The sequence below is a fragment of the Streptacidiphilus sp. MAP12-16 genome, assembly GCF_041262165.1.
In the GTDB taxonomy this organism is placed as follows: domain Bacteria; phylum Actinomycetota; class Actinomycetes; order Streptomycetales; family Streptomycetaceae; genus Streptacidiphilus.
On the sequence record NZ_JBGCBY010000049.1, the window covers coordinates 1 to 13,437 of the forward strand.

Genomic DNA, 13,437 nt, shown 5'->3' on the forward strand with positions numbered 1-13,437 from the left:
GCTGGGCGCCCGGGTCACCATCGCGGCCTGCGACGTGGCCGACCGCGACGCTCTGGCCGACCTGCTGGCCTCGATACCCACCGAAACACCCCTCACAGCGGTAATGCACACCGCCGGAGTCCTCGACGACGGCGTTCTGGATTCGCTGACGCCCGAGCGCGTCGCGGGCGTATTGCGCCCCAAGGTGGACGCGACGCAGAACCTGCACGAACTGACCCGCGAACTCGACCTGACTGCATTCGTCCTGTTCTCCGGCATCGCCGGCACGCTGGGCGACGCCGGACAAGGCAACTACGCAGCGGCCAACGCCTACCTGGACGCCTTCGCCGAGTGCCGGCGGGCCGACGGGCTGCCCGCCACCTCGGTGGCCTGGGGCAGGTGGGGCGGGACGGGCATGGCGGCCGACGGCCTGATCGGTGACAGGCTGGACCGTGCCGGGCTGCCCGGCATGCGGCCGGAGTCGGCGATCGCCGCCCTCCAGCAGGCCCTGGACCTGGACGAGACTGTGGTCACGGTCGCGGACATCGACTGGCAACGCTTTGCTCCGGGCTTCACCGCCGTCCGTGCCAGTGCTCTGCTGGACGAGTTGCCCGCAGCCCGCCGGCCAGCAGCGGCCGACGGGATCGCAGCGGAGCAAGGGCCCGCCGACGGCTCCGCCCTGCGCCAGCGCCTGGCGGGGATGGCCGAGCTGGAAAGGGAGCAGGCAGTCCTGGACCTGGTGCGGGCCCACGCGGCGGCAGCGCTGGGACACGAGACGCCCGAGGAAGTGGGCGCCGGCCGGGCGTTCAAGGAACTCGGGCTGGACTCGCTGACCGCCCTGGAGCTGCGCAACCGCCTCGGCGCGGCCACCGGGCTTCGGCTGCCGGCGACCCTGGTGTTCGACTTCCCGACTCCAGCCGCTCTGGCTGCCCGCCTGCGGGCGGACCTGCTGCCCGGTGACCGGGCGCAGGACGGCGCATCGCTCGCGGACATCGACCGTCTGGAGGCCGCGCTCGCGACGGTCACCGAGGACGAGGACGTCCGTGCGGACGTCGCCGCCCGCCTGCAGACCCTGCTGGCCAAGTGGAGCAGCACCCCGCAGCTGCAGGAGCCCGACGCCCAAGTGACCGAGAAGCTGCAGTCGGCCTCGGCCGACGAGCTCTTCGCCTTCATCGACAACGAGCTGGGCATGGCCTGACCGCTCCGCAACCAACCCGCACGTACTTGCAGTCATCGAATTGGTGAGGTTCCAACAGTGGATCAGGACAAGCTCCTCAACTATCTGAAGCGCGTGACTGGGGACCTGCACCAGACCCGCCAGCGGCTGCGCGAGGTGGAGTCGGGCGACTCGGAGCCGATCGCCCTGGTATCGATGAGTTGCCGGTTCGCGGGCGGAGTGAACTCCCCCGAGGATCTGTGGCAACTGGTGGCCGAGGCCAGGGACGCGATCGGTGACTTTCCGGCCGACCGTGGCTGGGACGTCGCCTCACTCTTCGACGAGGACCCCGACCAGCAGGGCACCAGCTACACCCAGCAGGGCGGCTTCCTGTACGACGCCCCGGAGTTCGATGCAGCCTTCTTCGGGATCAGCCCGCGCGAGACGCTCGGAATGGACCCGCAGCAGCGGCTGCTCCTGGAGGCGTCGTGGGAGGTGCTGGAGCGGGCGGGCATCGACCCGACCTCGCTGAAGGGCAGCAGGACCGGCGTCTTCGCCGGAACCAACGGCCAGGACTACAGCGAACTGCTGCACCAAGTCCCTGAAGGCGTCGAGGGATACACCCTCACCGGCAACGCCGCGAGCGTGATCTCGGGCCGGGTGTCCTACACCTTCGGCCTGGAGGGGCCGGCGGTCACCGTCGACACCGCCTGCTCGTCCTCGCTGGTGGCGCTGCACCTGGCCGTGCAGGCGCTGCGGCAGCGGGAGTGCTCGCTGGCCCTGGCCGGCGGCGTCACGGTGATGTCCAGCCCGCGGGCCTTCGTCCAGTTCAGCCGCCAGCGGGGGCTCGCCCCCGACGGTCGCTGCAAGTCCTTCGCGGCGGCTGCGGACGGGACCGGCTGGGGCGAGGGCGTGGGGATGCTGCTCCTGGAGCGGCTGTCCGACGCGCGCCGCCACGGGCATCCGGTGCTCGCCGTGATCCGCGGCTCGGCCGTCAACCAGGACGGCGCCAGCAACGGCCTGACCGCGCCGAACGGTCCGTCGCAGCAGCGGGTGATCCGGCAGGCCCTGGCCAATGCCGGCCTCACCCCGGACCAGGTCGACGTGGTCGAGGCGCACGGCACGGGCACAGTGCTCGGTGACCCGATCGAGGCGCAGGCGCTGCTCGCCACCTACGGTCTGGAGCGCCCCGACGACCGGCCGTTGTGGCTGGGTTCGGTGAAGTCCAACCTGGGCCACACCCAGGCCGCCGCCGGTGTCGCGGGCGTCATCAAGATGGTGATGGCCATGCGGCACGGCGTTCTCCCACAGACCCTGCACGTCGACGAGCCCTCGCCGCACGTGGACTGGTCCTCCGGCGGCGTCGCGCTGCTGAGCGCGGCCAGGTCATGGCCCGAGACCGGCGAGCCGCGTCGCGCGGGCGTGTCGTCGTTCGGCGTCAGCGGCACCAATGCGCACGCCATCATCGAGCAGGCGCCACAGGAGGCCCCCGCCCAGCCGGCCGTGCCCAAAGCACCGCAGGACGCCGCCCCCGAACTGCTGCCGCACCTGGTGTCGGGCCGCACGGCCGAAGCGCTGCGGGCCCAGGCCGCGCGACTGCGCGCGCACCTCGACACCGTCCCCGACCTCTCCCAGGCCGACCTGGCCCACTCGCTGGCCACCACCCGCGCCGCGCTGGACCACCGCGCCGCGGTGCTTGCCGGCGACCGTGACGAACTGCTGGCGGGTCTGGACGCGCTGGTCGCAGGCGAGTCTGCGCCGAACCTGGTGCAGGGCGTCGTCGCGGCCGAGGGCAGGACCGCGTTCCTGTTCACGGGTCAGGGTAGTCAGCGGGTGGGTATGGGGCGTGAATTGTATGACGCCTTCCCTGTTTTCGCTACCGCTTTCGATGCGGTGTGTGCGGAGTTGGACGTGCATCTGGGGCGTCCGTTGCGGGAGGTGGTGTTCGCGGTCGAGGGGTCGGCAGAGGCTGCGTTGCTGGATGAGACCGCGTACACGCAGACCGGTTTGTTCGCGGTCGAGGTCGCGTTGTATCGGCTGGTCGAGGACTGGGGTCTGGCTGCGGATTTCGTGGCGGGGCACTCGGTGGGTGAGCTGGCGGCGGCGCATGTGGCGGGTGTGTTGTCGTTGGCGGATGCGGCTGTGTTGGTTGCGGCGCGTGGGCGGTTGATGCAGGACCTGCCGCGCGGTGGTGCGATGGTGGCGGTGCAGGCTAGCGAGGCGGAGGTGGTGCCGCTGCTGGTGGGCCGTGAGGACCGGGTGTCAGTTGCAGCGGTGAACGGTCCGGCGGCGGTGGTGGTCTCCGGTAGGGAGGCCGAGGTGCTGGCGATCGCGGCGCACTTCGAGGAACTCGGTCGCAGGGTCAAGCAGTTGACGGTGAGTCATGCCTTCCACTCGCCGTTGATGGACGGCATGCTAGACGACTTCCGCAAGGTCGCCGAGGGGCTGGACTATCGCGCTCCGCGTATCCCGGTGGTCTCCACGCTCACCGGCGGGACGCTGGCGACCGAGGAGTTGTGCTCGGCGGAGTACTGGGTGCGGCACGTCCGCGAGGCCGTCCGCTTCTGCGACGCCGTGCGCTGGCTCGACGCCAACGGCGTGACCACCTTCCTGGAGCTCGGCCCCGACGCAGTCCTCACCGCCATGGCCCAGCACTGCCTGGAGGAGACCGACGGCGCGGCGCTGGTGCCCGCCCTGCGCACGGGACGCCCCGAGGCGCAGACCCTACTGACCGCACTGGCCCGGACCCACGTCCGCGGTGCCGCACCCGACTGGCGGGCGGTGTCCGCAGGCTGGGGCGGCACCCAGGTTCCACTCCCCACCTACGCCTTCCAACGTCGACGCCACTGGCCCGAGCCCCCCGCGGGGTGGCTCGGCGACGTGACCTCGGCGGGACTTGGCGCGGCAGACCACCCGCTGCTCGGCGCCGCAGTCGCCCTCGCTGACGCCGACGGCGTGTTGTTCACCGGACTGCTGTCCCTGCAGACACACCCCTGGCTCGCCGACCACGCCGTCATGGGAACCGTCCTGCTGCCCGGCACCGCATTCGTGGAGCTGGCGATCCGGGCCGGTGACCACGTCGGCTGCCACCTCCTCGCCGAGCTGACGCTGGAGGCCCCGCTGGCGCTGCCCGAGCGCGGCGCGGTCCAGATCCAGCTCGCGGTGGGCGAGACTGACGGCTCCCGCAGCCGCACCTTCACCCTCCACTCCCGCCCCGAGCCCGACGAGACCGCGGGCGGCGCGGCCCTGACCCCAGATCATGTCTGGACCAGGCACGCCACCGGCGTGCTCGCACCGGCCGCCGCCGGCAGCCCGGCCGAGCAACTCGGTCTGGACAGCTGGCCACCGGCGGGTGCCGTGCCGGTACCGATCGACGGACTCTACGACCACCTGGCCGAGGCAGGCTTCGGCTACGGCCCGGTCTTCCAGGGGCTCCGCGCCGCCTGGCAGTTGGGCGACGAGGTCTTCGCCGACGTCCGGCTGCCCGAGCACGCCCGAGCCGACGCCCGCCTCTTCGGTCTGCACCCCGCCCTGCTGGACGCTGCACTGCATGGCGTCGGCATGGGCACGCTGCTGCGTCCCAGCGAGTCCGGACGGCTCCCGTTCGCCTGGAGCGGGGTCGCCCTGCACGCCTCGGGCGCGGACACCCTGCGGGTGCGCCTTTCCCCGGCTGGCGAGGACGCGGTCGCGGTTACCGTCGCCGATGGCACCGGCGCCCCCGTCGCCGCCGTGGACTCGCTGCTCCTGCGCCCGGTCTCGGCCGCGCAGGTACAAGCCGCCCGCGCGGTCCACCTTGAGTCGCTGTTCACGGTGGAGTGGCAGACGTCCCCGGCACCCGCCACCGGGTCCACCGTCGGTTGGGCGGTGCTCGGCGATGACGACCTCGGCCTGCGCGAAGGCGGCTCCGCCTGCCCGGCATACCCCGACCTCGCAGCGCTGGTCGAGGCAGTCGAGGCGGGCACGGAGCTACCGGAGACCGTCCTGACGGTGGTGCGCACCGAGCCGGACGGGAACGCGGCCGCCGTGCACGCGACGGTGTGCCGAACGCTCGCCCTGGTGCAGCAATGGCTCGCCGACGACCGTCTCGCCGACGCCCGCCTGGTGCTGGTCACCCGGGGCGCCATGGCTGTCACGCGCGCCGAGGACATCGCCGACCTGGCCGCCGCCGCCGTGTGGGGGCTCGTCCGATCGGCGCAGAGCGAGCACCCCGGGCGGCTGGTCCTGCTCGATCTCGACCTGGACGAGGCGTCAGCGGCGATGCTGCCGAACGCCGTCGCGGGCGGCGAGCCGCAGCTCGCGCTGCGCGCAGGTGCGGTGCACATACCGAGGCTCGCCCGAGTCGCGGCAGCTGACGACGGTGAGTCAGACGACATCGGTCTGGGCGGCCTCGATCCGCAGGGCACAGTCCTGGTCACCGGTGCCACCGGAACCCTCGGCGCACTGGTGGCCAGGCATCTGGTGGTAGCGCATGGGGCCCGGCACCTGCTGCTGACCAGCCGACGCGGACCCGGCGCCCCGGGAGCGTCCGAGCTCGTCGCCGAGCTGACCGCGCTGGGCGCTGACGTCACCGTCGCCGCCTGCGACGCTGCCGACCGGGAGGCCCTGGCGGCGCTGCTGGCCTCGGTGCCGGCCGAGCACCCGCTCACTGCGGTCGTTCACACCGCCGGCGTCATCGACGACGGCGTCGTCTCCGCGCTCACGCCCGAGCGGATGGATACGGTGCTGCGTCCCAAGGTCGACGCCGCACTGAACCTCCACGAGCTCACCGCCACGGCCGACCTCGCGGCCTTCGTACTCTTCTCGGCAGCGGCCGCCACCCTCGGCGGCCCGGGACAGGCCAACTACGCTGCGGCCAACGCCTACCTGGACGCCCTCGCACAGCACCGACGGGCCGCCGACCTGCCGGCGACCTCGCTTGCCTGGGGCCTGTGGGCCGAGCGCAGCGGCATGACCGGTGCGCTCGACGAGGCCGATCTGCACCGCATCACCAGGGCCGGCGTCGCCGCGCTCTCCTCAGAGGAGGGCCTGGCGCTCCTCGACACCGCCACCGCGCTGGGCGGCGCGACCTACGTCCCGATGCGGCTCGACCTCGCCGGACTGCGTGCCCAGGCAGCCTCCCCGGCGCTGCCCGCCCTGCTCAGGGGCCTGGTTCGGGCACCCGCTCGGCGCTCCGCGCAGGCCGCCGACGCAGACTCCGCCGCTGCCTCGCTCGCGCAGCACCTGGCGACGCTGCCTGCGGCCGAGCGCGCCAAGGCCCTCCTCGGCCTGGTCACCGGTCAGGTGGCCGCCGTGCTAGGTCACGCCGGCGCGGACGCCGTCGAACCGGGACTGGCCTTCAAGGAGCTCGGCTTCGACTCGCTGACCGCCGTCGAGCTGCGCAACCGTCTGAGCACCGCCACCGGGCTGCGGCTGCCCGCCACCCTGGTCTTCGACTACCCCACCCCGGCCGCCCTCGCCGAGCAGCTGCGCACCGAGCTTCTCGGCTCGGACGCCGATGCCGACGCCGCCGTGCCGGCCGTCACGGCATCGCTCGACGACGACCCGATCGCCATCATCGGCATGGCCTGTCGCTACCCAGGCGGAGTGTCCTCGCCCGAGGAGCTGTGGAGGCTCGTCTCCACCGGGGGCGACGGCGTGTCCGCGTTCCCGGTCGACCGAGGCTGGAACCTGGAGGCGCTCTACGACCCCGACCCGGAGCGTCAGGGCACCTCCTACGCCCGCGAAGGCGGCTTCCTGCACGACGCCAGCGCCTTCGACCCGGGGTTCTTCGGCATCAACCCGCGCGAGGCGCTGGCGATGGACCCGCAGCAGCGCCTGTTGCTCGAAGCGTCCTGGGAGGCGTTCGAACGGGCCGGCATCGATCCGCTCTCGATGCACGGCAGTCGCACGGGCGTCTTCGCCGGCGTCATGTACCACGACTACGTCTCCCGCCTGCCCGCCATCCCCGAGGGCGTCGAGGGCTACCTGGGTACCGGCAGCTCCGGCAGCGTCGCCTCCGGACGGGTGTCCTACACCTTCGGCCTGGAGGGTCCGGCGGTCACCGTCGACACCGCCTGCTCCTCCTCGCTGGTGGCCCTCCACCTCGCGAGCCAGGCGTTGCGCTCCGGCGAGTGCACGCTGGCGCTGGCCGGCGGCGTCACCGTGATGTCCACGCCTGACACCTTCATCGACTTCAGCCGCCAGCGCGGCCTGGCCGCCGACGGCCGCTGCAAGTCGTTCTCCGCCGACGCCGACGGCACCAGCTGGGCCGAGGGCGTCGGGATGCTGCTCGTCGAGCGGCTGTCGCACGCCCGGCGCAACGGGCACCCGGTGCTGGCGATCGTGCGCGGTACCGCAGTCAACCAGGACGGCGCCAGCAACGGCTTGACGGCGCCGAACGGTCCGTCGCAGCAGCGGGTGATCCGCCAGGCCCTGGCCAATGCCGGCCTCACCCCGGACCAGGTCGACGCGGTGGAGGCGCACGGCACGGGCACAGTGCTCGGTGACCCGATCGAGGCGCAGGCCCTGATCGCCACCTACGGTCAGGATCGGGACGACGATCGGCCGCTGTGGCTGGGTTCGATCAAGTCCAACCTCGGCCACACCCAGGCCGCCGCTGGTGCCGCCGGGATCATCAAGATGGTGATGGCGATGCGGCACGGCGTGCTCCCGCAGAGCCTCCACGTGGGCGAGCCCACGCCGCACGTGGACTGGTCGGCGGGCGCCGTCTCGCTGCTCACCGCGGCCACTCCGTGGCCCGAGACCGGGCAGCCGCGTCGCGCGGGGGTCTCCTCGTTCGGCGTCAGCGGCACCAACGCGCACGCGATCATCGAGCAGGCACCCGCGCAGGAACCCTCCGCTGTGGGAGATGAGGACGACGTACGCACGGTGGTTCCGTGGGTGCTGTCCGCCAAGAGTGCGGATGCCCTGCGAGCCCAGGCCGCGAAGCTGCACCGGCAACTGGCGGGCGACACAGATCCGCACCCCGCCGACATCGGGTACTCCCTCGCCACCTCCCGCAGCAGCCTCGACCACAGGGCGGCGGTGATCGGCAGTGACCAGGACGAACTCCTGCGCGGCCTGCAGGCCCTGGCGAGCGGCGAGCCGGCCGGGAACCTGGTGCAGGGCGTTGCGTCCGGCACCGTCAAGGCCGCGTTCCTGTTCACCGGGCAGGGTAGTCAGCGGGTAGGTATGGGGCGTGAGTTGTATGACGCATACCCCGTGTTCGCCGCGGCCTTCGATGCGGTGTGTGCGGAGTTGGACGTGCATCTGGGGCGTCCGTTGCGGGAGGTGGTGTTTGCGGTCGAGGGGTCGGTTGAGGCTGCGTTGCTGGATGAGACCGCGTACACCCAGACCGGGTTGTTCGCGGTCGAGGTGGCGTTGTATCGGCTGGTGGAGGCATGGGGACTGCGTCCCGACTTCCTGGCTGGCCATTCGATCGGCGAGTTGGCGGCGGCGCATGTGGCGGGTGTGTTGTCGTTGGCGGATGCGGCTGTGTTGGTTGCGGCGCGTGGGCGGTTGATGCAGGAGTTGCCGCGCGGTGGTGCGATGGTGGCGGTGCAGGGGTCGGAAGCGGAGGTGGTTCCGCTGCTGGTGGGCCGTGAGGACCGGGTATCGGTTGCTGCGGTGAACGGTCCGGCGGCGGTGGTGGTCTCCGGTGAGGAGGCCGAGGTGCTGGCGATCGCCGCGCACTTCGAGGAACTGGGGTGCAGAGTCAAGCGGTTGACGGTGAGTCATGCCTTCCACTCACCGTTGATGGACGGCATGCTCGACGACTTCCGCAAGGTCGCCGAGGGTCTGGACTATCGCGCTCCGCGTATCCCGGTGGTCTCCACGCTCACCGGTGTCCCAGCCTCGACCGACGAGTTGTGCTCGGCGGAGTACTGGGTGCGGCACGTCCGCGAGGCCGTCCGCTTCTGCGACGCCGTGCAGACACTGGAGCGCGAAGGCGTCAGCGTCTTCCTGGAGCTCGGCCCCGACGCAGTCCTCACCGCCATGGCCCAGCACTGCCTGGAGGAGACCGACGGCGCGATCCTGGTGCCCGCCCTGCGCACCGGACGCCCCGAACCGGTGACGCTCACCACCGCCGTGGCGGGTGCGCACGCGCGCGGCCTGAGCCCGGACTGGGAGGCCGTGTTCGCCGGAACCGGCGCTCAGCGGGTCGACCTGCCCACCTACGCGTTCCAGCGCGAGCGTTACTGGTTGGAGGCACCCGCGCTGTGGGCCGCTGACGTTGCCTCGGCCGGGCTGGTCGCCCCCGGGCACCCGCTTCTCGGCGCCGCCTCTCCGCTCGCCGAGTCCGACGGGTACCTGTTCACCGGGCGGTTGTCCCTGCAGACCCACCCCTGGCTCGCCGACCACGCCGTCTCCGGCACGGTGCTGCTGCCGGGAACCGCGTTCGTGGAACTCGCCATCCGGGCCGGCGACCAGGTCGGCTGCGACCGCCTGGAGGAACTCACGCTCGAAGCCCCGCTGGTGCTGCCCGCCTCCGGTGGAATCCAGATCCAGCTCTGGCTGAGCCCCCCCGACGAGGAGGGGACCCGTCCGCTGAGCCTGTACTCGCGCGCCGAGAACGTGGCTCCCGACGAGCCGTGGACCAGGCACGCCAGCGGTGCGCTCGCCAGCGGCGACGGCCGACGCGAGGTGCTGCCATCGGACGACCTCACGGCCTGGCCCCCCGCAGGCGCCGAAGCGGTCGATGTCGCGGGACTCTACGAGCGCCTGGACGCCGGCGGATTCAGCTACGGCCCCACCTTCCAGGGCCTGAAGGCCGCCTGGCTCCGGGGCGACGAGGTCTTCGCCGAGATCGCCCTGCCTGAGGCGGCTGAGGCGGACGGCAGCCTGTTCGGGCTACATCCGGCCCTGCTCGACGCCGCGCTGCACGGTACCTTCCTGCAGGAGTCGGGAGGTGAACAGGGCCGACTGCCGTTCGCCTGGAGCGGCGTGTCCCTGCACGCCGTGGGTGCCACGGCGGTCCGGGTCCGGATCACCCCCCGGGGCACGGACTCGGTCGCCCTCGTCCTCGCCGACACCACCGGCGCACCTGTGGCGACAGTCGACTCCCTGGTGCTGCGCCCGGTCTCCGCGGAACAGCTGCGGGGCGCACGCAGCGCATACCACGACTCGCTGTTCCAGGTGGACTGGACGGCGCTCCCGCAGTCCGAGACGGCGGCGAAGGCACCGGAGACCGGCCGCTGGGCCGTCCTCGGCGACGACCTCGGCACCATCCTCCGCGCGGAGGGCATCGCCGCCGAGGCCTACTCCGACCTGCCCGCGCTGGCCGCCGCCGTCGACGCGGGCACGGCCGTCCCGGACACGGTGCTCGTCCACTGCACTCTGCCCGTGTCGGCCGACGGCGGACCGGGCGAAGCCCCGCACTCGGCTGACGCCGTCCGAGGCGCCACCCACCGCGCGCTCGCCCTGGCCCAGGCCTGGTTGGCCGACGACCGGTTCGCCGCCGCCCGACTGGTGCTGGTGACCCGGGGAGCCGTCGCCGCACTCGCCGGCGAGGACAACGCCGACCTGGCACACGCCTCAGTGTGGGGCCTGATCCGCTCCGCCCAGTCCGAGAACCCGGAGCGCTTCGTCCTGCTCGACCTGGACGACGACGCCGGCTCCTATGCCGTGCTGCCCGACGCACTGGCCACCGGCGAACCGGAACTGGCCGTCCGTCGGGGGGACTGCTATGTGCCCAGGCTGGTCAGGATCCCGACCGACGCCGCGCTCACTCCGCCCGAGGACGCTGTCGCCTGGCGGCTCGGCATCCCGGTCAAGGGCACCCTGGAGAACCTCGAACTGATCGAGTTCCCCGCTGCGGTCGCACCCCTCGACCCCGGTCACATCCGCATCGGCGTCCGCGCCACCGGACTCAACTTCCGCGACGTCCTCAACGCTCTCGGCATGTACCCCGGCAACGCCGGGCTGCTCGGCCTCGAAGGCGCGGGCGTCGTCCTGGAGGTCGGCCCCGGCGTCACCGACCTGGCCGTCGGCGACCGGGTGCTTGGCATGCTCTCCGGCGGATTCGCGCCAGTCACGGTCACCGACCGGCGCATGGTCACCCGGATGCCCGACAACTGGACCTTCGCCCAGGCGGCGTCCGTCCCGGTGGTGTTCCTCACCGCCTACTACTCCCTGGTCGACCTCGCCGGTATGCAGCAGGGCGAGTCGCTTCTGGTGCACGCTGCCGCCGGCGGTGTCGGCATGGCCGCAGTCCAACTCGCCCGCCATCTGGGCGCCGAGGTCTACGGGACAGCGGGTCCGGGCAAGTGGGACGCGCTGCGCGGCATGGGTCTGGATGAGAAGCACATCGCGTCCTCCCGCGACTTGGAGTTCGAACAGAGCTTCCTCGCCGCCACCGGCGGGCGTGGTGTGGACGTCGTCCTCGACTCCCTCGCGCGGGAGTTCGTCGACGCCTCGCTGCGGTTGCTGCCGCGCGGAGGCCGCTTCGTCGAGATGGGCAAGACCGACGTCCGCACCCCCGAACAGGTCGCCGTCGAACACCCCGGTGTCCGCTACCGGGCGTTCGACCTCATCGAGGCCGGACCTGACCGCATCAACGAGATGCTCACCGCCGTCCTGGCCCTGTTCGAGAGCGGAGCCCTCCAGCACCTGCCCGTCACCACCTGGGACATCCGCCGCGCCCCCGAGGCGTTCCGCTTCGTCAGCCAGGCCAAGCACATCGGCAAGGTGGTACTCACCGTGCCGCCGCCCCTGGACCGGGAGGGAACCGTCCTGGTCACCGGTGCCACCGGCACCCTCGGCGCGCTGGTCGCCAGGCATCTTGTGGCCGAGCACGGGGCCCGGCACCTGCTGCTGACCAGTCGGCGCGGACCCGGCGCGCCGGGGGCGGCCGAGCTCGTCGCCGAGCTGACCGCGCTCGGTGCTGACGTCACCGTCGCCGCCTGCGACGCTGCCGACCGGGACGCCCTCGCCGCCCTTCTGGCCTCCGTACCCGCCGAGCACCCGCTCACCGCCGTGGTCCACACCGCCGGCGTCATCGACGACGGCGTAGTCTCGGCGCTCACGCCCGAGCGGGTGGATACGGTGCTGCGTCCCAAGGTCGACGCCGCACTGAACCTCCACGAGCTCACCGCCTCGGCCGACCTCGCGGCCTTCGTGCTGTTCTCCTCCGTCGCCGGCACCTTCGGCGGCGCCGGGCAGGGCAACTACGCGGCGGCCAACGCCTTCCTCGACGCGCTGGCCAGGCACCGCCACGCGGCCGGACTCGCCGGACTCTCGCTCGCCTGGGGCCTGTGGGCCGAGAGCAGCCGCATGACCGGCGCGCTCGACGAGGCAGACCTCCAGCGGATGGCCCGCGGCGGCATCACACCGCTGTCCTCGCCCGAGGGCCTGGCGCTCCTCGACACCGCCGCCACCCTCGGTCGGGCCGCCGTCGCCCCCATGGGCCTCGACGTCGTCGGCCTGCGCTCCCACGCGGACCCCGCGCTGGTGCCGCCGCTGCTCCGCAGCCTGGTGCGCACTCCCGCGCGCCGCGCAGTTCGGGCCGCCACGGTCGCCGAAGGCCCGACGCTGAAGCAGCGCCTGGCCGGGCTCGTCGAGGAGGACCGCCACAAGCTGCTGCTCGAGCTGGTCTGCACGCAGGTCGCGGCCGTCCTCGGGCATGCGGGACCGGAGGACGTCGTGGCTGAACGGGCCTTCAAGGAGCTTGGATTCGACTCCCTCACGGCGGTCGAGCTGCGGAACCGGATGAACGCGGCCACCGGCCTGCGGCTGTCCGCGACGCTGGTCTTCGACCACCCGACGCCCGCCGCACTGGCCGAACTCCTCCTCGCCGAGACCGCCCCGGCGGCCGACGCGTCCGCCCAGCCGCTGCTGGCCGAACTGGACCGCCTGGAGGCAGCGTTCGCAGCAGCCGCCCCTGACGGCGAGGCCTGCGCTGCCTTGGCCTCCCGGCTCCAGACTCTGCTCGGACGTGTGTCGTCCGCTGCGGAGCCGGTTGCCGCAGCGGTCGACACCGAGCAGCTCCAGGCCGCTTCGGACGAGGAACTCTTCGCCTTCATCCACGACCAGCTCGGCAGGTCGTAGGCGGGCGCGCCACGGAGTGAGCAGGTGCCCCCTGCCCGGACTGCCGCCAGCAGTCCGGGCAGGGGGCACCTGCTGCTGCATGGGAACGGGGGCCGCTGAGCCCCGAATACGGATGGGCGGAGCCACACACAAATGCAGCCCCTAGGGGCAGGTTAGGGGTTGAGGCCGGTCGAGCCCACCCATAATCTCTGAAAGCGATATGCAGTAGTCGATCCTGGTGAAGCTCCTGATAGCCGAAGTTGCCGACAACCTCTCCCGGGGAGTTCATTCATGTCGCC

2 protein-coding genes are annotated in these 13,437 nt (G+C 72.3%); both read left to right on the top strand.

The window, feature by feature from the left end:
• Positions 1-1,177, top strand: a 1,177-nt coding sequence (locus ABIA33_RS36810; protein WP_370088344.1) for a KR domain-containing protein, incomplete at its 5' end; no start/stop codon positions are given.
• Positions 1,178-1,216: 39 nt separating this feature from the next.
• On the top strand, positions 1,217-13,159 hold the full coding sequence (locus ABIA33_RS36815) for an SDR family NAD(P)-dependent oxidoreductase (RefSeq protein WP_370088348.1): 11,943 nt from the start codon (positions 1,217-1,219) through the stop codon (positions 13,157-13,159).
• The last annotated feature ends 278 nt before the right edge of the window (positions 13,160-13,437 follow it).